The 23,364-nt window shown below is 68.1% G+C and carries 17 protein-coding genes; 12 read left to right on the plus strand and 5 right to left on the minus strand.

Translation table 11 applies throughout. The features are described 5' to 3' along the window. The first annotated feature begins 16 nt into the window (after positions 1–16). From ACFZBB_RS32630 to ACFZBB_RS32670, 9 genes are all read left to right on the plus strand, one after another. Positions 17–1,390: an extracellular solute-binding protein gene (locus ACFZBB_RS32630; protein WP_391130179.1), complete on the plus strand. Its 1,374-nt coding sequence runs from the start codon at positions 17–19 to the stop codon at positions 1,388–1,390. After that, positions 1,387–2,301: an ABC transporter permease subunit gene (locus ACFZBB_RS32635; RefSeq protein WP_391130182.1), complete on the plus strand. Its 915-nt coding sequence runs from the start codon at positions 1,387–1,389 to the stop codon at positions 2,299–2,301. Before ACFZBB_RS32630 ends, ACFZBB_RS32635 begins: the two co-directional genes overlap by 4 nt. After that, on the plus strand, positions 2,291–3,244 hold the full coding sequence (locus tag ACFZBB_RS32640; protein ID WP_391130185.1) for an ABC transporter permease subunit: 954 nt from the start codon (positions 2,291–2,293) through the stop codon (positions 3,242–3,244). Before ACFZBB_RS32635 ends, ACFZBB_RS32640 begins: the two co-directional genes overlap by 11 nt. Before the next feature lie 111 nt (positions 3,245–3,355). Then, positions 3,356–5,287: a hypothetical protein gene (locus ACFZBB_RS32645; RefSeq protein ID WP_391130188.1), complete on the plus strand. Its 1,932-nt coding sequence runs from the start codon at positions 3,356–3,358 to the stop codon at positions 5,285–5,287. Further along, entirely contained in the window at positions 5,284–6,231 is a 948-nt protein-coding gene (locus ACFZBB_RS32650) for an aldo/keto reductase (protein ID WP_391130191.1), read from the plus strand. The genes ACFZBB_RS32645 and ACFZBB_RS32650 overlap by 4 nt, the downstream gene beginning before the upstream one ends. Then, positions 6,228–7,163 (plus strand): amidohydrolase family protein, encoded by a 936-nt coding sequence (locus tag ACFZBB_RS32655; protein WP_391130194.1) that lies wholly within the window; start codon positions 6,228–6,230, stop codon positions 7,161–7,163. The genes ACFZBB_RS32650 and ACFZBB_RS32655 overlap by 4 nt, the downstream gene beginning before the upstream one ends. Then, positions 7,160–7,498, plus strand: a complete 339-nt coding sequence (locus ACFZBB_RS32660; RefSeq protein ID WP_391130197.1) for an L-rhamnose mutarotase — start codon at positions 7,160–7,162, stop codon at positions 7,496–7,498. The genes ACFZBB_RS32655 and ACFZBB_RS32660 overlap by 4 nt, the downstream gene beginning before the upstream one ends. Next, positions 7,495–8,541 carry an alcohol dehydrogenase catalytic domain-containing protein gene (locus tag ACFZBB_RS32665; protein WP_391130200.1) on the plus strand — a complete coding sequence of 349 codons (1,047 nt, stop codon included), beginning with the start codon at positions 7,495–7,497 and terminating at the stop codon, positions 8,539–8,541. The genes ACFZBB_RS32660 and ACFZBB_RS32665 overlap by 4 nt, the downstream gene beginning before the upstream one ends. Continuing rightward, positions 8,538–9,311 (plus strand): SDR family oxidoreductase, encoded by a 774-nt coding sequence (locus tag ACFZBB_RS32670; RefSeq protein WP_391130203.1) that lies wholly within the window; start codon positions 8,538–8,540, stop codon positions 9,309–9,311. The genes ACFZBB_RS32665 and ACFZBB_RS32670 overlap by 4 nt, the downstream gene beginning before the upstream one ends. Positions 9,312–9,574: 263 nt before the next feature. Here ACFZBB_RS32670 and ACFZBB_RS32675 read toward each other — a convergent pair whose 3' ends face one another. Further along, positions 9,575–9,766: a hypothetical protein gene (locus tag ACFZBB_RS32675; protein WP_391130206.1), complete on the minus strand. Its 192-nt coding sequence runs from the start codon at positions 9,764–9,766 to the stop codon at positions 9,575–9,577. Positions 9,767–9,896: 130 nt separating this feature from the next. Next, positions 9,897–11,618, minus strand: a complete 1,722-nt coding sequence (locus tag ACFZBB_RS32680) for a ricin-type beta-trefoil lectin domain protein (RefSeq protein ID WP_391130237.1) — start codon at positions 11,616–11,618, stop codon at positions 9,897–9,899. A 1,029-nt stretch (positions 11,619–12,647) separates the two neighbouring features. Between ACFZBB_RS32680 and ACFZBB_RS32685 the strand changes: the two genes are divergently transcribed. The 3 genes from ACFZBB_RS32685 (at position 12,648) to ACFZBB_RS32695 (ending at position 16,840) form a co-directional block, all read left to right on the plus strand. After that, positions 12,648–14,132, plus strand: coding sequence for an arabinofuranosidase catalytic domain-containing protein (locus tag ACFZBB_RS32685; protein ID WP_391130209.1), 1,485 nt, complete (start codon positions 12,648–12,650; stop codon positions 14,130–14,132). A gap of 149 nt (positions 14,133–14,281) precedes the next feature. Then, complete coding sequence (locus ACFZBB_RS32690) at positions 14,282–15,418, plus strand: ricin-type beta-trefoil lectin domain protein (protein WP_391130212.1); 1,137 nt, start codon at positions 14,282–14,284, stop codon at positions 15,416–15,418. A gap of 60 nt (positions 15,419–15,478) precedes the next feature. After that, entirely contained in the window at positions 15,479–16,840 is a 1,362-nt protein-coding gene (locus ACFZBB_RS32695; RefSeq protein ID WP_391130215.1) for a ricin-type beta-trefoil lectin domain protein, read from the plus strand. Between the two features lie 91 nt (positions 16,841–16,931). Here the strand turns inward: ACFZBB_RS32695 and ACFZBB_RS32700 are convergent, their stop codons facing one another. From ACFZBB_RS32700 to ACFZBB_RS32710, 3 genes are all read right to left on the minus strand, one after another. Next, a complete protein-coding gene (locus tag ACFZBB_RS32700; protein ID WP_391130219.1) occupies positions 16,932–18,914 on the minus strand; it encodes an alpha-L-fucosidase in 1,983 nt (660 codons plus the stop codon). Positions 18,915–18,977: 63 nt separating this feature from the next. Next, on the minus strand, positions 18,978–21,386 hold the full coding sequence (locus ACFZBB_RS32705) for a ricin-type beta-trefoil lectin domain protein (protein WP_391130222.1): 2,409 nt from the start codon (positions 21,384–21,386) through the stop codon (positions 18,978–18,980). 112 nt (positions 21,387–21,498) lie between these two features. Beyond that, positions 21,499–23,184 carry a ricin-type beta-trefoil lectin domain protein gene (locus tag ACFZBB_RS32710; RefSeq protein ID WP_391130225.1) on the minus strand — a complete coding sequence of 562 codons (1,686 nt, stop codon included), beginning with the start codon at positions 23,182–23,184 and terminating at the stop codon, positions 21,499–21,501. Between the last annotated feature and the right edge of the window lie 180 nt (positions 23,185–23,364).

Below are 23,364 nucleotides of genomic sequence, written 5' to 3' on the forward strand. Positions count from 1 at the left end.
CGTAGCGAGGTCGTTCATGACAGCCAAGGTCCGCGCGGTCGGCGCGTACACATCAGGCAGAACTCGCGGAACCCGCAGACGCACCGGCCTGCTGGCCGCGGCCGGCGCTCTGGTGCTGGTCACGGTCGCCGCATGCGGCAGCAGCGGCGGAGGCGGCGGCTCAAAGGAGGGATTCCACCCGGTCAAGCAGACAGGCGGCGCTCTGACCGTATGGGTGGACGCCTCACGCATGGACGCCGCCAAGCTGTACCAGAAGCAGAACCCCGACGTGAAGATGAACATCGTCAGCTACGACGGGGACGCGAACGGCTCCAACTACCTGCGGACAAAGGTCAGTTTGTTCAACCGCACCCGCAAAGGGTGGCCGGATGTGGTGTTCAGCAGCCAGAACAACGAAACCACCTGGGCGGTCGACGCCGGATTCACCGCTCCCCTGAACAAGGGGCTCATCCCGGAGCCGACGCTGTCGGGCTGGGCCAAAGGCGCCAACGTCCCCTGCACCGTCAACGGCACGCTGTACTGCCTGCGCAACGACCTCGCGCAGACCGTGCTGTGGTACAACGCCCCGCTGATAAAGCAGTGGGGGTACGAGATACCGCAGACCTGGGAGCAATATCAGGCCCTTGGACAGAAGGTGGCCGCCGAACACCCCGGCTACCTGGTCGGATCGGCCGGCGACACCTGGGCACCCGAGCTGTACATGTGGACGAGCAAGTGCGGAGCCAACCAGATCACCGGGCCCAAGGCGGTGACGGTCAACACCACCAGCGCGCAATGCACGCGGATGGCCTTGCTGCTCGACACTCTCATCAAGAACAAGACGATGTCCATGAGCAGTGTCTTCAGCACGGACTTCGACAAGAACCAGGCCGGAAAGATCCTCATGATGCCCGGCCCCTCCTGGTTCGGCGGCGCGCTGTTCCAGGGCACGTTCAAGACACCGGCGCACCAGATCGCGGTCGCGCCGATGCCCAAGTGGTCCGCCGACACCGCCAACACCTCGGGCAACGTGGGCGGTGGCACCTGGCTCATGTCGGCACACAGCGCCAACCTCAAGGCCGCCGCCGCCTTCCTCACCTGGGTGACCACCTCGGACGACTACCAGGCCAACCGCGCCCCCGGCTATCCGGCGTACGCCGCCGCGGCGAAGGCGTGGCTGGCCAAGCAGGCATCCTCGAACTACTTCGCAGGGGACATCACCGCGCCCCTGCAAGCCGCGGCGGACGAGGTGTGGCCCGGCTGGGGCTACGGCCAGTTCAGCCAGGAGGCCGTCTGGGCCGCCACCGTGACACCCAAACTGACCGCGGGGATCGTCTCCCTGCTCCCGGCCTGGCAGAGCGCGATCGCCAACTACGCCCGCGCGGCCGGCTACAAGGTCACCACCCAATGACGGCGCAACCCGCCGAGGCCGGCCGGACCCCAGCGCGGAGCCCGCGCACGCTCTGGTCCGGCCGGGCCGGATACGGCTTCGTCGCCGCCTACACGATCCTGCTGATCGCCTTCGGGATTGTGCCGACCGGCTACGCGGTCTACTTCGCCTTCACCGACGGCGGCGGTAGCTTCAGCGGCCTGTCCAACTTCTCGACGGCCGTCAGCGACTTCCGTTTCACCCCGGCCGTCGAGCACGTGGGCCTGTACCTGCTGTGGTGGCTGGCGTCGCTGGTCGTCTTCGTGGTCGGACTCGCGCTGCTGCTGCACCGGATGGCGCTGAAGGGCGTGGGCAGGGCCCTGCGGTTCCTGTACTACGTGCCGGGGGCGCTGGCCGGGGCGGCCAGCGTGATGGTGTGGCTGTTCGTGCTCGACCCCACGGTCAGCCCCGTGGCGTTCCTGCTGCGGGCGTTCGGCTATCACACGTTCGGCGAGGTCGTCGCCCCCGGGCACCTGCCGATCCTGTTCACGCTCATCGCTTTCTGGACCGGAGCTGGCGGCTGGATCGTGGTGATGTACGGAGCTCTGAACAACATCTCGCAGGACGTGCTGGAAGCCGCGCGGATCGACGGGGCGGGGGCCTGGCAGACGGCCTGGCGGATCCAGATACCGCTGCTGCGCAAGTGGATCGTCTACATGGTCATCCTCGCCTTCGCTGGCGGCACGCAACTGTTCGTCGAACCACAGTTGCTGTCCCAGGCGAGCGTGGGCGTGGCCGGCCGGGACTACTCACTCAACCAGCTCGCGTACGACTTCGCGTTCCAGAACAACGACGTCAACACCGCTGCTGCCGTCTCGGTGGAACTGCTCGTGGTGGGGCTGGTCGTGGCAGGGGTTTTCGTGGCCAGATCGGGGTTCTTCGATGCAGACTGACATGGCGCGGCCCGCGGCCGTCCTCCCGTCCGGGAGCCGCTCGGAGATCAGGGGCCCTGCCAGGCGCGGGTCCCGTCATCCCGCCCGGTACCGGGCCAACCCGCTGCCGGCGCTGGTACTCCTGCTGTTCGTGGTCTTCTTCGTACTGCCCGTGCTCTGGCTGCTGCTGGCGGCCACCAAGACCGACGACCAACTGGTGCACAACAATCCCTTGTCGTTCGGCTCATTCCACGCGCTGCGCGCCAACTGGAACGCCCTGACCGCCTATCAGGGCGACGCGATCTTCTTGTGGCTGCGGAACTCGGCCGTCTACTCCTCGCTCGCACTGGTGATCACCCTGTGTGTGGCGGTGCCGGCCGGCTACGCGCTGGCGATGACAGAGTTCCGGGGCCGGCGCACCCTGCTGGTCGCCACCCTCGTGGTGATGCTGATGCCGAACGCCACGCTGGTCGTGCCGCTCTTTCTCGAGGTGAACGCGGTCCATCTGATCGGCTCGATGTGGTCGATCATCATCCCGTACGCGTTCTACCCCTTCGGGGTGTATCTGACGTACATCTACTTCAGCACCGCCCTGCCACGGGAGTTGCTGGACGCGGCGCGGCTCGACGGCTGCTCGGAATTCGGCGTCTTCCGCCGAGTGGCACTGCCGCTCGCGGCCCCCGTCGTCGCCCTGGTCGGCTTCTTCAGCTTCGTCGCCAACTGGACCAACTATTACCTGCCGTACGTCATGCTGCCGCAGAGCGACCAGTTCCCGATCCAGGTCGGTCTGGGGACGCTGCTGGACTCCGTCCCGCAGTTCAACCCCACGGCCAGCACCTTGCAGGTCGAGCGTCCCGAACTGGCGCTGGCCACGCTGCTGGCGATCGTGCCCGTACTCGTCGTCTTCCTGTTCTCCCAGCGGTTCCTGGTCGCCGGCATGCTCGCCGGCGCGACCAAGAACTGACCGCTCAGTCGCTCTCCGCACCACGCGCAGCGCATCGGCCCCGTCGGGCTGGTGCGGGGCGCCTGCGTGCCCTGACGCGGCCGTGTCCGAATGCGAATGGAGCTCCTCCCGATGCATCCCGTCATCACGGCCTCGGTGCCGTTGCTCGAACCGCCCGGCTGGGCGATCGCGCAGCGCGAGCTTTTCGATCTGCTCGACCGGGCCTGGCGCCGGTTCGCCCGCGACTTCACCGGTCCCGACGGACGGCTGCGCTACACCGACACCCTGACCTCGCGCGACGGCGTCGACGACTTCTACGAGGTTTTCTTCAACTGGCCCCAGTTGTACCTGCTGGGCGGCGCCGACGACCTGCTGGTCCAGTCCGAGCAGCACTGGGAGGGCGTCACCCGCCAGCTCACCGAACTGGGCATGCTCAAGGACGAGTACGAACGCGGCTACGACTGGTTCCACCAGGGCGAGAGCCTGCTGCTGCTGTACTTCCTGTGCATGGCCGCACCCGAGCGGTGGGCCGAACGCGCGCGCCGCTTCGCCGATCTGTACGTCGACCCTGTCCATGGCAACTACGACCCCGACCACCACATCATCCGTCAGCCGCACAACGGCAGCGATCCCGCACGCGAGGGCTTGTTCGACGGCGACGCCTACCCCTGGCTGCCGAAAGAGGCCCTGACGTACGGCTTCCCGCTCGACTGGCTCCTCAAGGCCGGTGCGGAACAGCCGCCACTCGACGCCGACCCCCGGCTCGGTGCGGAGATGCGCCGTCGAATGGGTTCCGGCGACACCGCGGTCAACCTTGCGGCCACCGGACTCGTCCTCAACGCCTGGATACTCTCCGGCGAATCACGCTACGCGCACTGGATCACCGAATACGTCGGCGTCTGGCGCGAGCGCGCGGCTGCCAACGGCGGAGTCCTGCCGGACAACATCGCTCCCGACGGCACCGTCGGTGGACTGCTCGAAGGACGCTGGTACGGCGGCCACTACGGGTGGTCCTGGCCGCACGGCTGGTACAGCGTCGGACACGCGGCGGTCGTCGCGGCCTTGGCGGGCGCCGCTGTCACCGGCGACGACTCGTACCTGGACCTGGTCCGCCCGGCGCTGGACGAGATCATCTCGCACGGCAAGGTGATGGCCGTCGCCGAGGCCGACTCCAGTATCCGCAGCAAGTGGATCCCTCAGTTGGCGGAGGACGTGCGGACCCCTACCCTCCATGTGCCGTTCAGGTACAAGGACGAGGGCTGGTTCGACTACAACCCCATGCTGATGGCGGTCCCGACCGCGCTGTGGCACCACACGTGGTCCGACGCGGACCGGCGGCGCATCGAGCATCTGCGCGCTGCCGCCGGATACGACTGGCGCACCGTCCGCTCCTTCCGCAGCAAGGAGGAGGCCGGTCACGAGGAACCCTGGCTGGCCTTTCTGGCGGGGGACGACCCGGACTATCCGGAGAAGATCCTCGCCGCCGCCCAGGCCCAGGTGCGGCACCGGCTGTCCCGGATGGAGAAGTACCGCGACATGGAGGTGCCCGAAGCGGACATCCATCTGTGGCAGCAGTCCAACCCGGTGGTCACCGAGGCACTCGTCCAGCTCACCTGGGGCGGGCCCCAGGTGGTCTACAACGGCGGGCTGCAGCAGGCCCGGGTGCGCTACCACGACGCCGCCGCCCGGCGTCCCGGGCTGCCCCCCGGGGTCGCGGCGCTGGTCTCGTCCATCGACCCGGAGGCCACGGTCATCGACCTGGTCAACCTGGATCCCGAAACGGCGCGATCGGTGATCGTCCAGGCCGGCGCGTTCAGCGAGCACACCATCCGCTCGCTGGAGCACAGCGTCTGCGAGGACCCCTCCTGGATCGGTGATCTGTACGATTACGGACACACCACCCCGACGGTGACTGCCGTCACCAGGGCAGTCGGTGGTCCATGGCTGCGGGTGGATCTTCCCCGTTCCAGTACCGTCCGCCTCACCCTGCACCTCGACCTGCGTACCCAACCGCCCTCCTACCGCACGCCGTTCGACGAGCCGACCGAGCGGAGCGCGTCGTGAGACGCCGCACGCTGGGCGCCACCGGTCTGGAGGTCTCCGCGCTGGGATTCGGGGCGTCGCCGCTGGGTTCGGTGTACGGAGCCTTCGCCGAGCCCGACGGCATCGACGCCGTGCACACCGCTCTGGACCTGGGCATCTCCTTCTTCGACGTGTCGCCCTACTACGGGGCGACGCTCGCCGAAACGGTCCTGGGCAAGGCCCTGCGCGGTGTCGACCGAACCGGCTATGTCCTGGCCACCAAAGCGGGCCGATACGGCGACGACGACTTCGACTTCAGCGCCGACCGCGTCAAGCGCAGCGTGCACGAGAGTCTCAAGCGACTGGGCACCGACCACCTCGATCTGATCCAGTGCCATGACGTCGAGTTCGGGAATCTGGCGCAGATCGTCCACGAAACGCTCCCGGCACTGCGCGAACTGCAGGACGCGGGTCTGGTGCGGGCAGTGGGTATCACCGGCTACCCGCTCGGCGCCCTGCACCACGTCGCCACCCGGATCCCCGTGGACACGGTGATGTCCTACTGCCAGTACACCCTGCAGGACCGTCGCCTGGCGCGGTGGACTCCGGAATTCGCCCGGGTCGGCGCAGCGGTGATCAACGCATCGCCTCTGGCGATGGGGGCGCTCACCGAGCGGGAACCGGCCTCCTGGCACCCCGCACCGGCGCCTGTCCTGGAACGGTGCGCCGCGGCGGCGGCACTCTGCCGTGCACGTGGAACCGACCTCGCGCGACTCGCCGTCCAGTTCGCCTTCGCCACAGGCGACTTCGCTTCCACCGTGATCGGCACCTCCAGCGCTCAGAAGGTGCGCCGCACCGTCGAATGGGTCGCTCAGCCCCTGGACAGCGACCTGTTGCACGCGGTCGAGGAGTGTCTGGCACCTGTGCGTGACCAGGGGTGGTTCAACGGGCGCCCCGAGAACCAGCATCTGGAGGCGCGGCCATGACCATGCACCGGACGTCCGGCGACACGTCGGCCGAGACACCGCTGATCGACAGCCATGTGCACTTCTGGAATCCGCGCCATCTGACCTACCCGTGGTTGTCCGGCATCCCCGCCCTCGATCGGCAGCGCTCCCCTTCCGACCTCCTCAACGACCTGCCGGAGACGGTGGAGGCGGTGTTCGTCGAAGCAGGGCGGACCCCGGACCAAGCGGGCCAGGAGGTGGAGTGGGCGCGCGGTCTGGCCCGTACCCGGCCGTGGATCCGAGGCGCTGTCGCACACGTGAGTCTGGACGACTCCGCCGAGGCGCCGGAGGCCATCCGCCGCTACGCTTCCGACCCGTTCGTCGTCGGCGTACGCCACAACATCCAGGACGAGTTGCCCGGCTTCACCACCGGCCTCGACTTCCGCGCGGGGGTGAGGCTGCTGGGCGAGGCGGGTCTGCCGTTCGACGCGTGTGTGCGGGAAGGGCAACTGGGCGAACTCGCCGACCTGGCCGTCGTCTGTCCGCAGACCCTCATCGTCCTGGACCACGTCGGCAAGCCGTCCGTACCGGACCCCGACCCCTCGTGGCGGCCGGCTCTGCGCCGCCTGGCCAGGCAGGACAACGTCGTCTGCAAACTGTCCGGGCTGGCGACCGAGTCCACTCCGGGTACCGCTGCGACGGCCTTGATCGCGGTACTCCGTGAGGCATTGGAGGTCTTCGGCCCCGGCCGCTGTCTCTACGGCGGGGACTGGCCGGTGATGACACTGGCCACCACCTACGGGGCCTGGCTGGAGCTGGTCCGCACCGCGATCGCCGACCTGCCGGCATCGGACCGCGACGCGGTGCTGCGTACCAACGCGGTAAGCACCTACCGGCTGCACCGGAGTCACGGGCCGGCAGCCGTGTCCGACGAGGCCGTCCGGCCCCCGGAAGCAAAGGAATCAGCATGAAACGTCTTGCCCAGACCATCCGGTTGCGGCCCGAACGTCGCGACGAATACCTGGAACTGCACCGTGCGGTATGGCCGGGCGTGGAGGCCGCGCTGCGCGCGGCACACATCCGGAACTACACGATCTTCCTCCGCGGTGATGTCCTGTTCAGCTACTTCGAGTACGACGGCGACGACTTCGAGACCGACATCGCCGCCATCGCCGCCGACCCGGACACACAGCGCTGGTGGCGGCTCACCGACCCCTGTCAGCAACCGTGGCCCGATGCCGGGACCGGCGGGAACTGGTCCGATCTGGAAGAGATCTGGCACCTGGACGAGGAGTTCACCACGTGACCACAGCACGAGTCGCCTACACCGCGCCCCGCACACTCGAACTCCGGAATGACACCCCGGCCGCGCCCCCGCCGTCCGGACACGTGACGATCGAGGTGGCGTACACCGGGATCTGCGGCACGGACCTGCACATCTACCACGGGGCCATGGACGCCCGGGTCGACCCGCCCCAGGTCATCGGGCACGAGATGTCCGGCCGTGTCGCCGCCACCGCCCCGGACGTCACCGGGTGGGAGGCCGGCGATCACGTGACCGTCATGCCCCTGGTCCCGTGCGGGGAATGCCCCGCCTGCCGTTCCGGCCATCGCCACATCTGCCACCGACTGGTGTTCCTCGGCATCGACGCCACCGGGTCCCTGCAGTCCCGCTGGACCGTCCCGGCGCACACCCTCGTCCGTCTCCCCGACGACCTGCCACTGGACCACGCCGCTCTGGCCGAGCCCACCGCGGTGGCGGTGCACGACGTACGACGCGCCGAACTGAGGGAGGGCGAGAAGACCCTGATCGTCGGAGGCGGTCCCATCGGTCTGCTCATCGCGCTCGTCGCCCGTCGCGGCGGCGCCGAACTGCTGCTGGTGGAACCCGACCCCTACCGGCGGGCGACAGCCGAATCGCTGGGTCTGGCGACCCTGGACCCCACAGCGGCCGACGTCGTCCAGGCGGTCACGGACTGGACCGGCGGCGCGGGAGCGGACGTGGCCTTCGAGGTATCGGGCGCGGCGGCCGGGGTGACCACCGCGGTCGACGCCTTGGCGACGCGAGGGCGACTGGTACAAGTGGCGATCCATCCGGAGCCGCGCGAGATCAGCCTGCACCGCTTCTTCTGGCGCGAACTCACCCTGCTCGGTGCCCGGCTCTACGGACGCGACGACTTCGAGGCCGCCGTGGGCCTGATCGCCGAAGGCCACATCCCGGCCGCCACGCTCATCTCCCGGATCGAGCCCCTCGACCGGGCCGCCTCCGCCTTCCAGGCCCTCGAAGGCGGCGGCGTCATGAAGGTTCTGATCGACTGCCGGTCCGGCGCGGAGGCAGACACACGATGACCACGACGCGTACACCGTTCGACCTGACCGGCAAGCTCGCCGTCGTCACCGGCGCCCGCCGGGGCATCGGACTCGCCGTCGCCGAGGCACTGGCGGCCGCCGGCGCCGACATCGTCGCCGTCAGCGCGCACCTGGAGACCTCCGGCAGCGAGGTGGAGAAACGTGTGACCGCGCTGGGGCGCGACTGCACCGCCCTGCAGGCGGACTTCGCCGACCGCGCCGCCGTCGCCGGCCTCGCCGCCGACCTCGGAAACCTCGGCCGGCCCGTCGACATCCTGGTCAACAACGCCGGAACCATCGCCCGGGCGCCGGCCGCCGAGCACTCCGACGCCGACTGGGACCACGTACTGACCGTCAATCTCACCAGCCAGTTCACGCTCACTCGCGAGGTCGGGCGGCGCATGGTGGAGCGGGGGCAGGGCAAGATCGTCTTCACCGCCTCTCTGCTCAGCTTCCAGGGGGGTATCAACGTTCCCGGGTACACCGCCGCCAAATCCGCGGTCGCCGGTCTGACCCGCGCACTGGCCAACGAATGGGCCGAGCGCGGGGTGAACGTCAACGGCATCGTCCCCGGATACGTCGAGACCGACAACACCCGGGCGTTGCGGGACGACCCTGCCCGGTACGCGGCCATCCTCGACCGGATTCCGGCCGGACGATGGGCGCGGCCCGGGGACATCGGGGGCGCCGCCGTATTCCTCGCATCGACCGCCTCCGACTACGTGCACGGCGCCCTGATCCCCGTCGACGGGGGCTGGCTCGGCCGTTGACTCCCAGCCGACCGCTGCACAGCGGCGCCGCCCGGCCGGCCGGCGCGGGCGCGCGCGGCCGCCGCGATGGTAGCGACTCCCTGTTCACCGACGCTCCCGCACCCGCCTCGACCCGTCCGGTGGCCAGGATCGTCGTCTCTCCCGGAGGAGGGCACGAGTCCGCGGCCGCGGGGCCGTCATGTCACCACCATCCAGCAGGCACAGAAGCTCGCCCGTACGCTGTCGGGCGCAGCGGACGTGATCGTGGCGCCCGCAGGCGGCACCTACCGCTTGACCGAGCCCTGGAAGCTGACCAGCGCCGACTCCGGACGCAATGGACACACCGTGGTGTGGCGGGTCCTGCCCGGCCAGAAGCCGGTGCTGTCCGGCGGTCGGCAGGTCGCCGCATCGACCGCGGACGTCGGCATGATCGCCACCGCCCACAGCGCGAGTGCCCAAGGCGGAGCCGACTTCACCGGTTTCATCGTCGCCTGGGGCGCCGGATCCGGGCGCGCTTCCCGCCGCCCGCCGGACGGTCATGGGGACGGGCCGCCGCGACACGGCGGCCCGTCCTCCGAGCTGGAGGAGCTGCTGCAGAGGGCCTGCTTATCCGAGGGTCCATTGTTGGTTGGTGCCGCCGGTGCAGGTCCAGAGTTCGGCCAGGGCGCCGTTGGTGGTGGAGGCTCCGGTGACGTCGAGGCAGAGGCCGGACTGGGTGCTGGTGATGGTGCCGTTGGTGTTGAGGGTCCACTGTTGGTTGGTGCCGTTGTTGCAGGTCCAGGTGACGACTTTGGTGCCGGGGGCGGTCTGGTTGTTGTAGGCGTCCAGGCACAGTTGGCTGCTGCCGGAGTAGACGGTGAGCTGGCCGGTGGGTGTGTGGGTCCAGGTCTGGTTGCTCTGGCCGTTGCAGTCCCAGATCTGGGCCTGGGTGCCGGGGGTGGTCGAGGAGTTCGGCACGTCCAGGCACTTGCCCGCACCCACCGCACGCACCGCACCACTGACACCCCCGCTCGTCGAGCCGGCCGGGGTCACGTAGACCGCGAAGGCGTCGTGCGTGGCCTGGAACGTGACGGGCACGGTCAGGAAACCGGCCGACGTGCTCACGTTCTGGTTGTAGACCACCTGCGGCGCGCTGAGCGGGTACTGGTCGGGGATGCGCTCGACGGTGACGTTGACGCTGCCGTTGTTCGCCAGCCAGGGCACTGATGCCAGGCCGTTGAAGGTGACCGAGGCGTCGCCGGTGTAACCGTTGCTGTCACCGATCACGGCCACCGCCCGCTTGACGGCGCTGTCCTTCGAGGCGGATATCGCGGTTGAGCCGACCTGGCCGGAGGTGTTGACCAGGGTCCCGGTCATGTCCGCGTAGGTGCGCATGGTCCACCAGTTGCCGTTGGGCTGCCACACCCCGTTCGACTGGGTGAGCACCCCGGTCAGGTTCGGGGTCATGCAGCAGGCCCAGTTGCCGCGCATCGCGTTGGTGTACCCGGACTGGGCGAACCGTGCCAGATACCAGGCCGTCACTCCTGCGGTCTGCCGGTCGGCGGGCTGGTACTCGTTCGCCGACAGCGGCCGTGCGGAGATGCCGTTCGCCGAGAGCGCGTTGTTGAGCGACTGCGACACGGTGACCGGGTCGTCGACGTCACCCTCATCGTGGTTGGTGATCATGTCAGGGACGGTTCCCGCTGCCTTGACATGGGCGAGCCACGTGTTCCATTCACCGGGGTTGCTCTGTGGGGTGAAGGCGAGCGACGGGCCGACGATCTTGGCGTTGGGGGCGATGCGGCGGATCTCCCGGTACGCGGTGTCCCACATCTGGAAGTACTGAGGGCTGTTCATTCCCCGGGTCCAGAACACCGAGATGTCCGGCTCGTTGTAGATGTCGTAGGCGAAGGGCAGGCCCGTCGCCTGTAACGCGCCCACAGTCGAGTCGATGAAGCTCACCCAGTTGGTGCAGTTGCCGTTGTCGCACGGGTACACCTCGTTCGAGGGCTGCCCGCCGTTGTTGCCCCACAGGTCACTGACCAGCACCTGGTACTGCGCGTGGTAGGGCGGCTGGGTCAGCCGCCGAGCCTGTGCGGTGATCGAGTCGATGTCGGCCTGGGTGGCCGAACCGTACCGGTACCCGTCCTTGATCCAGCCGCCGGAGAACCAGCCACCGCCGCGGAACGCGTTGATGCCCAGCGGCTGCATGTACTGGTCCGCCGGCTGACTGCCGTCCTGCGTGATGCCGTAGAGAAAACCCTCGCCCACGCCGGTCGACGGCCCGCGCGAGGAACTGAGGTCCACGCTCAGCGACTTCGCCGCGGCGGCATGTCCCTCGGCGGGCATCACCAGCAAGGCGGCGAGTCCCGCCGCGGCGGCCGCGGCCATCGCCAACAGACCTGGTCTGGCTCTCTTTCTCATCAATTTCCTCCTCATGAACGGTTCGGCGGGCGACCGGACCTCGGTGACAGCGGCGGAAGCAGCAGAAGTACCTGACAGGCCATGCCTGTTGCGCGGACGGCCGGGGGGCGGATTCGGGAGCCGCGTGCTCGCTTCCCCGTCTCTGGCGATCCTGAGTCGAGCAAGTCGAACCGATTAGTAGGAATCGGTTCGACCGGATATTACGACCGGACGATGACGGGGTCAACGAGATGTAACCGAGCAGCTCGTACAACCGGGCGCGGCCCGGCGTGAACTGAGTACCTGGATATGCGAATCGATTCCTACCGAGCTCGCGGGTGGGTAGCGCGACAGTCGTGAGGCGCGGCAAGGCCGAGGCTGCCAGTTGATCGCACGCCGGTACCCCCGAACCTCCATCAGCCCGTCCTTGCACGCCTCTTGAGGTTCTACTGATAGTTGTGTCAGTCTCATGTGGACGGTCGCCGATGGATATCCCGGTGATGTGTCATGCACTCTCCATCCCCCCACTGGAGTGTGAGCGCTAACATAGATTCTGGCGGTCGCGCTCCCCGTTTGTTGGAGTGCTACATGCAGCTCGCAAGGGCCCGCGCCGCCCCGGCCTGATGGCAGAGAAATTCCAGCTCAGTGCCGCTGTCGCAGGGTGGCAGCGCCAGGGTGTGCCCTGGATGGCGACTGTCGACGGGGCAGGCATGCCCGACATTCGGGCCTTCGTTACTGGAAGCACGGGAACCGCTCATATGAGTCGTACTCATTGATGCGGTGTGGGTTTCTGTGCTGCTGAGCTGAACCGTTCGCCGCGGTTTCCACCGCCGACGTCGTGACCCCCGTACGCGAGCTCCGTGTTCGGTCGGTCCCTGCTTTCTGGGTCCCTTCTTCAACGGCGACTTCGCAAAGGAGTCTGATATGCACCGATTTGCCGCACGGGTGCGCCATGCCAGACCGATCATGGTCCTTATGCTCATACTGGCCGTGGCCGTGGCCGTATTCGGAGGCCAGGCCGCAGCCGGCGGATCGGCTTCGGCGTCGCCCGTCGTCCACCGAGCCGTCGCGGCCGCTCCCGCCGCCACGGCGTCCCTGCCGTGCGACCTCTATGCGTCCGGCGGCACTCCCTGTATCGCCGCCCACTCCACCACGCGGGCGCTGTTCGCCTCGTACAACGGGCCGCTCTACCAGATTCAGCGTGCCTCGGACCACAGCTACCGCGACATCGGACTGCTCTCGGCCGGCGGGTTCGCCGACGGCGCCTCACAGGTCTCGTTCTGCGCGAACACGACATGCACGATCACCAAGATCTACGACCAGAGCAGCAAGCACAACGACCTGCCGATCTCCTGGGGCGGCTACTGGAAGGGCCCGGGCGCCAACGGCGCGGACATCGGCGCCAACGCCATGGCGCTGCCCGTCACGGCGAGCGGCCACCAGGTCTTCGGCGTCAAGGTGACGCCTGGCACGGGCTACCGGATCGACCACGCCAACGGCGCCCCGACCGGCTCGCAGCCCGAGGGCATCTACATGGTGACCTCGTCGAACTACACCAACCAATGGTGCTGCTTCGACTACGGCAGCGGCGAGAACACCCACACCGACACCGGCAACGCGACCATGAACGCCATCTACTGGGGCACCGCCTGCTGGTTCGGGAACTGCACCGGCACCGGTCCCTGGGTCGAGGCCGACCTTGAGAATGGCATGTACCACACAGGGAGCGGCTCCAACAAGGACCCCAACAACCAGGGCGTCCACTACCCGTTCGTCAGCGCGTGGGAGAAGAACAACGGCACCAGCAACTTCACCCTCAGATACGGGAACGCAGCCGGCGGGGGACTGACCACACCGTATTCGGGCCCCTTGCCCAACGGCTACTCGCCCATGAAGACCGACAGTTCGCTCCTGCTGGGCACAGGCGGTGACAACAGCCCTTCCGGCCAGGGTGAGTTCTTCGAGGGCGCCATGACCTCGGGTTATCCGTCCGATGCCACGGAGAACGCGGTCCAGGCCAGCATCACGGCAGCCGGCTACGGGTCGGGCGGCGGTTCGTCCGGTTCGAGTGGTGCGGTGCGTGCGGTGGGTGCGGGCAAGTGCCTGGACGTGCCGAACTCCTCGACCACCCCCGGCACCCAGGCCCAGATCTGGGACTGCAACGGCCAGAGCAACCAGACCTGGGCCCACACACCCACCGGCCAGCTCACCGTCTACTCCGGCAGCAGCCAACTGTGCCTGGACGCCTACAACAACCAGACCACCCCCGGCACCAAAGTCGTCACCTGGACCTGCAACAACGGCACCAACCAACAGTGGACCCTCAACACCAACGGCACCATCACCAGCACCCAGTCCGGCCTCTGCCTCGACGTCACCGGAGCCTCCACCACCAACGGCGCCCTCGCCGAACTCTGGACCTGCAACAACCAGACCAACCAGCAATGGACCCTCAACTGACCTGACCGGTTCCACCACATCAGGCTGAGCACCGGTCGCAGGACATCCCTTGTCCTGCGACCCAGGTGCTGTTCGTGCGCCGCAGGCGAACCCGGGGACCCGGCAGCCCGCTCACCCCACATCACTGCCCCCACCAGTGAGGATCACATATGAAGAAGTACACCGCGCCATTGCTGGCGACGCTCACGGCCGCACTCGGCCTGGCCACCGCCCTGCCCGCGGCGGCCTCCACCGCGACCCTGCCCTCTGCCGCGCGCGCCGCCGCGGCGACGCCTGCCGCTCTGCGGCTCATGCCGCTGGGAGACTCGATCACATGGGGCGTCGGAAGCCCATCCGGGAACAGCTACCGCGGCTATCTGTGGAACCAACTGGCGGCCGAAGGGCACGCTTCGGACTTCGTCGGGTCGGGCCGCAACGGCTCCATGTCCGACCCGGACAACGAAGGGCACTCGGGCTGGCGGATCGACCAGATCGCCGGCATCACGGATTCGGTCATGGCCAGTTACCGGCCCAACGTGGTCACTCTGGAGATCGGCACCAATGACCTGAACGGCAACTACCAGGTCCCCACCGCCACCGACCGGCTCAGCGCGCTCATCGACCGGATCACCAATGACGCCCCTGACGCCACCGTGCTGGTCGGCACCTTGATCATCTCCACGAGCGGCACGGAGGAGTCCTACCGGCCGGCCTTCAACGCCGAACTGCCGGGCATCGTCCAGGCCAAGCAGGCCGCGGGCAAGCACGTCCGCCTCGTCGACATGAGCGCCCTGACCGCCGCGGACCTGTCCGACACGCTGCACCCCAACGACAACGGCTTCAGCAAGATGGCCGCTGCCTTCAACAGCGGCGTCCAGGCCGCGGACGCGGCGGGCTGGATCACTCCGCCGGTCACAGCGAGCGGCCAGGTGCAGTCCGGGATCACGGGCAAGTGCCTCGACGTCAGCTCCGGCAGCAGCGCCAATGGGACCGCCGCGGATATCTGGTCCTGCAACGGCGGCACCAACCAGCAGTGGTCGGCCAAGTCCGACGGCACGCTAAGGGCCCTCGGCAAGTGCCTCGACGCCACGGGGCGCGGCACCGCCAACGGCACCAAGATCGAGATCTGGGACTGCAACGGCGGCACCAACCAACAGTGGCAGGCGTACAACGGCGGCTATCGCAACCCGGTCTCCGGGCGCTGCCTGGACGACCCCAACTCGTCGACCGCCGACGGCACCCAGTTGGTCCTGTGGGACTGCAACGGCGGTGCCAATCAGCGGTGGACCACTCTGCCCGTCGCCTGAGAGGCAGAGCGCAGCCGGTCACGTCACGGCGCTTTCCCCCCACACAAGGAAGAGAAAAGGATGAGATACAAATCCCTTTTGATGCCGATCATCGTCGCGGTCGCCCTGGTCATGGCCGCCGCGGGCACGGCACTGAGCAGCTCTTTGAAAACAACCGCCTCCCCAGTCCGGGCCGGCGCCGCCGCGGCGACCGCCGGCTGCGGCAAGGCCCCGACCCTGGCGAGCGGCACGCACACGATCCAGAGCAGCGGGCAGAACCGCAGTTACATCCTGCGGGTGCCGACCAACTACGACAGCAACCGCCCCTACCGGTTGGTCTTCGGATTCCACTGGGTGGGCGGCACCGCGAACGATGTCGACTCCGGCGGAACCGACGGATACAACTGGTCGTACTACGGCTTGCGGCGGCTCGCGGACAGCGCGAACAACGGCACGATCTTCGTCGCGCCCCAGGGCATCAACAACGGTTGGGCCAATTCCGGCGGCCAGGACGTGACCTTCGTCGACGACATGATCCGGCAGATCGAGTCGGGCCTGTGCGTCGACACCGCTCAGCTCTTCTCCGCCGGCTTCAGCTACGGCGGATCCATGACGTACGCACTCGCCTGTGCCCGGGCGACGGTCTTCCGCGCCGTCGCGGTGTACTCCGGCGCCAACCTCAGCGGGTGCAGCGGCGGTACCCAGCCCATCGCGTACATGGGCCTGCACGGCCTCAGGGACAACGTGCTGCCCATCGCCGGGGGACGGGCGCTGCGTGACCAGTTCGTGAGGAACAACGGGTGCACCGCGCAGAATCCGCCGGAGCCCGCGTACGGCAGCCTCACCCACATCATTACCACCTACTCCGGGTGCGGGGCCGGACATCCGGTCGTCTGGGCCGCGTTCGACGGAGCGGGCCACGATCCCGGTCCGATCGACGGGTCCACCGGGGACGGCTGGCACACCTGGACATCGGGAGCGGTGTGGAGCTTCTTCACACAGTTCGACTCCAGCACGCCGCCCACCACGCCGCCCACCACTCCGCCGACCAGCGGCGGCCAGGAGATCGTGGGGCAGCAGTCCGGCCGCTGCTTCGACATCGGCAGCTCCTCCACCACCAATGGCACTCAGGCCCAGCTCTGGGACTGCAACGGCGGCAGCAACCAGCGCTGGACCTACACCTCCGGCAAGCAGCTCACCGTCTACGGCAACAAGTGCCTCGACGCCTCCGGGCAGGGCACCGCCAACGGCACAGCGGCGGTGATCTGGGACTGCAACGGACAGCCGAACCAGCAATGGAACGTCAACTCCAACGGCACCATCACCGGCGTGCAGTCGGGGCTCTGCCTCGACGCCGGCGGAGCCGCCACCGCCAACGGCACCAAGATCCAACTGTGGAGCTGCACAGGCGGAGCCAACCAGCAGTGGCACCTGCAGAGCTGAACGCGGTCGTGCGCCCTTCACGGTGAGATGACCGACCACAGTGTTGTGCCCCGGGAGGATTCCCGGGGCACAACCTGTGCCGTCGCAGTGGTCAGATTCCCCCGATGGTCCACTCGTTGTTGGCGCTGGAGTTCGGCGTCCACATCACCGCGGTGGAGCCGGCAGCGGTGCTGCCGCTGCCGTCGAGCGCGGTGCCGGTGCCGCGGTTGACGATCTGATAGCGTCCGCTGCCCAGGCTCCGCAGCGACCACTGCTGGTTGTTGCCGCCGTTCCACGCCGACTGCCGTGCGGGGGCGCCGTTGGCGGTGTTGCCCCAACTGTCGGCGACCATGCCGTTGGTGCGGTTCACGATGCGGTAGTAGCCGCTGCCCAGGTCAACAAGCTGCCACTGCAGGTTGGCGCTGCCGTCGTAGTTCCACTGCTTGAGGTTCGAGCCGGAGGCGACGCTGCCGACGCTGTCGAGCACCAGCCCGCTGGTCACATTGGCGATCTTCACCCAGGTGGTGGGGACGCCCGGAGAGCCCAGGGCGGGGATCTGGCCCGAGAAGGTCAGCTTGACCGTGTACGCCAGCGCGCTGAACGGCGGGTTGGCGGCCGGCATGGATATGTGGAGACCGGAGCCGTCCTGGGTCGGCGCGGGAAGGTTGACATAGGTCCCGGCGGCGTTGTTCAGAAGTTGCACGCCGGTCAGACTGCTGAGGTTGATCTGCTGGGAGTTCAGCGTCGCGATGGTCATCGTGCCGCCCTGCCAGCCGAGGGCGGTGGCGTAGAGCACCCTATTGTCCTGGCTGCGGGTGAACCGGATGTCCTTGGCCGTACCGGCCAGCGGGCCGCTGAAAGTGCCTCCGCCCATCTGCGTCGGCCCCTCGCCGTAACTGCTCCACGAGCGGGTGGAGTAGATCGCCTCGCCGAAGCGGCCGAGCCAGTCGCCCATGGCGAGCAGGATCGCCTGCTGGCCGGAGGGGATCGTCCCATCGGCCATCGGGGCGATGTTCAGCAGCATGCTGCCGCCCTTGCTGACGCGGTCGATCAGCGCGTGCAGCAGTGCCTGCGTCGTGTAGTAGCCGATGCCCACCGTGTAGCACCAGCTCGACGAGGAAATGCTGTCGTCGGTCAGCCAGTAGGGGGTCAGCAGCCCCGAGGGGCCCCCGCGTTCGAAGTCGTAGACCTCGCCCTTGTTGTCGAGGCCGTCCTTGTAGGTCGCCACGACGTCCTTGTTCCACGAGACGGCCTGGTTGTAGTAGTACGCGAGGAACTGCAACCGGTTGGACTCCTGCACCAGGCCGAGGTCGAAGTCCTGCCAGATCAGATCGGGTTGGTACCCGTTGATGACCTCGACCAGCTTGTTGTACCAGAGCTGGTTCTCCGCGGCCGTGCCCTGCTGGCCGTACAGGATGCGCAGCGACGGATCCGACTGGTACGGCACATGGTCGTAGAAGCCGTTGAAGTGGTAGGCGTGGTGCAGTGAGGCCATGAATTTCAGGCCCTGCGCGCGAATTGCCTGGGCGTGCAGACCCACGAGGTCCAGCTTGGGTCCGTGCTGGACCGAATTCCACGGGTTGGCCTGGCTGTTCCACATCGAGAAGCCGTCGTGGTGCTCGGCGACCGGGCCGGCGAACTTCGCGCCCGCCGCCTTGAAAAGCTGTGCCCAGGCGGTCGGGTCCCACTTGCCGCCTTGGGCGACCGGCTTGGGGGCGAACTGCACATAGTTGCCGCTCTTGTCCCGGGCTCCGTCAATGAAGTTGTGGTACGGCCACGCCGACGGGTCGCCGTAGGTGGCGATGTGGTGCTGGTTCTCGGCCGAGCCGCCCACGTACATGTTGCGGGGATACCACTCGTTGCCGAACGCGGGGACGCTGAAGACCCCCCAGTGGTAGTAGATGCCGAACTTCGCGTCCTGGAACCAGGCGGGAGCCGGAGGGTGCTGGTCCACGGAGGTCCAGCTCGCGGTGTAGCTGCCGGGACCGTCGGTGGCGCCGGCGCCGGGGGCGAAGCGCAGCAGCCCCGCGGTGGTCACGGCTCCTGCGGCCGCGATCAGTCGGCGCCTGCTGACGGGGAAGGGTGTGGGGGGCATGCGGGTGCCTTTCCGTCGGAACGGTCGACGTGGAACGGGGCGGGCGGCTGCCCGCCCCTCACGTCAACCGCGTGTCCACTTCTGATTGCCGCCGCCGGTGCAGTTCCACAGCTCCAGCAGGGTGCCGTTGGCCGTTCCACCACCGGTGGCGTCCAGGCACAGGCCGGACTGCGTGCCGGTGATGGTGCCGTCGGCGTTGAGCGTCCACTTCTGGTTGGCACTGCCGTTGCAGCCCCAGATGACCACCTTGGTACCGGCGCTCGTGCCCTGGCCCGAGGCATCCAGGCAGTCGCCGCCGTAGACCCGCAGTTCCCCGGCCGAGGTGCTCGTCCACTGCTGGTTGGTGCCGCCGTTGCAGTCCCAGAGCCCCACCTGGGTGCCGGCCGTCTGCGACTGGTTCGGCACGTCCACGCACCGGCCGGAGGCGGTCCCGACGAGCGTCGATGTGGTGCCGCCGCCGGATCCCCCGCTACCGGGAGTGATGGAAAGGTTGTCGAACTGTGCCGTTTCCGTCTGGCCGGTCCCGTAGCCGACCTGGCCGCCGGCCCACGAGTAGTCGCTGACGGAACCGACCGTGACACCGTCGATGACGGCGGAGATGGTGGTTCCGGAGAAGGTGAGTGCCAAGGTGTGCCAACGGTTGAGGCCCAGGGAGGCCACCGTGCCGTGGGCGAGGGTGGAGACGGTGCCGTTGGTGTTCGAGTTCAGGATCGACCAGGCTCCGGTGTCGCTCACCCGCAGGCGGTAGGCGTTGAGGCTGCCGGTGGTGGTGTAGTCCTGTCCGTTGGCGCGGCCGATCAGGTCCGCGTATCCGGACTGTTCGAGCAGCACGTCGGACGTGACGGTGTAGTTGCTCCAGCTCACGTCGCCGAGCAGGGCGTGCGGATCGGACAGCGCGTCCCAGGTGATCGGCTTCTGTGGGCTCATCTGTCGCTCGCACCTCCCGGTGCGACCGCCTCCGCAGGCGACCGTCTCGAAGGCGCCCTGCCAGTCCATGAGGTACTTCGCCTCGGTACCGACGCTGTAGCCGTCGAAGGAGTCGCTGTACGGCAGGCCCAGACCGGCCGAGGCGGGGCCGGCGGCGGTGCCCTTGCCCTGGCCGGTCGTGGTGGTCAGGGTGTAGACGTAGCCGGGCTGTGCGGTCAGGCTGAAACTGCCGCCGGACGGTGTGATGTCGGCGGCGTGGACGAAGTAGTCGGCCTGGTTGCTGGAGCTGACCTTGGTCGACCACACGTGCACGGTTCCGTTGGACAGTCCTCCGGCGACGTTGAAGTTCAGCGTCTGAGCGCTGCCGGCGTCCATCGTCTCGACGACCGTGGAGTAGTCGGAGCCGTTCGGCGACTTCAGTGAGACATAGCTGCCGTTGTTCCGGTTGCCGCCGATGTAGCCGCTCGAGTCGTCGAGGTAGTGCCAGCCCGGTGCGGTGAACTGGGTGGTCTGCGCCATCACCCAGGCGTTCTTGCCGATGCTGTAATGGCCGGACCACGGCTGGGAGGCCAGGGCGAGGCCCATCGTCGGGTACGGCAGGTTCGGCGTGATCGCGGCGACCACGGGCCAGTTGAGGTACGCCGTCATCCGGCCGTCGATATAGCCCCGGTTGATGCCGCGGGCCATGGCCTGCGCACCGCCGTTGTAGTCGTCGGAGCCGTTCTCGCTCGCCCACAGTTGCTTACCGGACGAGGTGGCCGCCGTGGGTACCGAGCAGTTGGTCTGTGCCGAGCGGTAACCGCAGGGATAGTGCGTGCCGAGGATGCTCACCGCGGAGGCGAACGCCGGATTGGAGTTCACGTCGTTCGCCACCGACCAGTCGGAGTCCGCCGCGACGATCTTGACGTTGCTGTAGCCGTTGGAGTTGAGCGCGCTGCGCAGTTGCTCGTACCAGGAGACGTTGTAGCCTCTCTCGTTCCAGCCGCCGAGGTAGTCGATGGTCAGCCCGTGCTGCTTGGCGCAGCCCAGCCACGACAGCAGGTAGTTGACCATGTCGGTGGACCAGAAGTTCCCGTTGCCGATCCAGCCCGGCGCGCCCCAGGCGAGTCCGTACAGCTTGAGCGCGGGGTTGCGCGCCTTGGCCTGCTCCATGAGCCACCACTCGTAGCCCCGGTTGCAGTTCAGGTCGGTCCGGGTGTGCTGATGGCTCGGCTCGGCGCCTGAGGTGGAGTTGGTGTCGCCGCCGATCTCGGCCTTGAGGATCTGCAGGGAGGCGCCGTAGCCGGGCCGGAACAGGTAGTCCAAGACCTGGCCGCGTTCGGGCTCCGGGTAGTCGATCAGGAGTCTGCTGTTGCCGCCCCCGCCGCTGATCGCGCCGACCCCGTCGAAGGTCCGGCCGCTGGAAGCGCCGTTGATCACGACAGAGGTGGCGGCCTGGGCCGGATCGGCCATCGTGCCCACGAGGCCGCCGGCGGCGAGGATCAGGCCGATGAGCATGGCTGTCGAGGCCCGTGCGTGCCGGAACAACCGGCTGAATGCTGACACTGTGCATTCCTTTCGCAGGCGGAAGGGGGATGAGCTGCCGGGCGCGGAACCGCCGTACTCGAACCTGCGGTCGGTCACCGCACCCGGCATCACGCGAGCGGTTCTCGCGCGTTCAGTTGAGCGACCACTGCTGGTTGCTCTGCCCGTTGCAGGGCCACAAGTCGGCCAGGGCTCCGTTGGCCGTGGAGGCGCCGGCTACGTCCAGGCACAGGCCCGACTGCACGCCGGTGATGGTGCCGTTGGAGTTGAGCACCCACTGCTGGTTCACCTGGCCGTTGCAGCCCCAGACCACGACCTTCGTACCGGCGGTGGTCTGGTTGTCGTTGGCGTCCAGGCACATCTGACCGCTGCCGGAGTAGACGCTGAGCTGGTTGGACGCGGAGTGGGTCCAGATCTGGTTGGCGCCGCCGTTGCAACTCCAGATCTCCACCTGGGTGCCCGCAGCGGTCGTCGAATTCGGTACGTCCAGGCACTTGGCCGCACCCACAGCGTGCAGTTCGCCGGTGGTACCGGTTCCCCCACCGCCGGTCGTACCGCCGGCGACCCGGAACATCACCGTGCCGTGCGCTGGGACGGAGGCGCTGATCGTGCCCGACGTGGTCGACGTGGCTCCCGACCACAGGTCGGTCAAGGTGTAGCTCGACGCGCCGGTCTTGCCGATGGCGGTCGCGGTGGTGCTGATGGTCGCGGTCGATCCGGTCTCGTTGAACAGCGCCACGGACACATCGCCATTGGCCAGCGGCTTCGCCAGGACGTCCAGGCCGCCGGCGGAGGAGACCATGGTGCCCTGCTTGCCCAGCGGGTCCTGGTCGACGGCGATCACCCGGGTGTTGGTGAGCGTGGACAGGGTGGTCGCGCTGGCCGAGGCGATGTTGGTGCCGGCGATCAGCGGCGCGGCCATCTCGGACCAGAGGCTGAATTCCGTCCGGCTCTCGGTGGTGGTCAGCGATCCGTTGCCGACCTCCAGCATGTCCGGGTCGTTCCAGTGCCCGGGCCCGGCGTAGGAGGCGAGGCCCACATTGCTGTGGAAGATCGACAGCATGCTGGAGTAGCTGGCATTGATGTCACCGGTGGTGCGCCAGCTATTGCCGACGCCGGACCCCCACGTCCATACGTTGTCCTGGCCCCAGTTGCACAGGCTGTACAGGATCGGCCTGCCGGTCGCGGCCAGGGCGTTCCTCATGGCGGTGTAGCGAGTCTCGGCCGGCTGCGGGTTCCCGTTCGGGCAACTGTTCAGCGCGCAGCCCGGCCCCGAGTAGCAGTTGTCGTACTTCAGGTAGTCCACGCCCCACGACGCGAAAGACTGCGCGTCAGTGCTCTCGTGTCCCAGGCTGCCCGGATACCCGCCGCAGGTCTGCAGGCCCGCGTCTTCGTAGATGCCCAGCTTCAGCCCCAGCGAGTGCACGTAGTCCGCGGTTCCCTTGATCCCGTCGGGGAACTTCACCGGATCCGGCACCAGATGGCCGCCGGCGTCCCGCGAGTGGGTCATCCAGCAGTCGTCGATGTTGACGTAGCTGTATCCCGCGGCCTGCATGCCGTTGCTGTGCATGGCCTGCGCCGTGGACTTGATCAGTGACTCCGAGACGTTGCACCCGTACGCGTTCCAGTCGTTGAAGCCCATCTGCGGCGTCAGGGCCAGCCCGTTGCCGAGTGCGGCGGCCGGCTGCGCGATGCTCAGGGCCACCAGGGGGGCGGCTGCGGACAGCAGCACGGCCGATAATGTGAGCGCTAACGTCTTGCGGAGGGAACGCCGGGACGACGGCAGCGAGCGCCGGGCTCCGGCGGTGAGCAGGGACATGATTCATCGACTCCTGGTCCGGATCGTGGAAGACGGAGGTGTTGTGGTGGGGGGGGGGGGGGGGGCGGGGCCCCCCCCCAACCCCCCCCCCGGGAACAAAAAAACACAAAACCCCCCCGCGGGGGTTGTTTTGGGCCCGGTGTTGGGGGGGGGGGGGGGGGAGACGGCCCCCCAGGGGCC

It is taken from the genome of Streptomyces sp. NPDC008139, from assembly GCF_042957025.1.
Classification (GTDB): domain Bacteria; phylum Actinomycetota; class Actinomycetes; order Streptomycetales; family Streptomycetaceae; genus Actinacidiphila.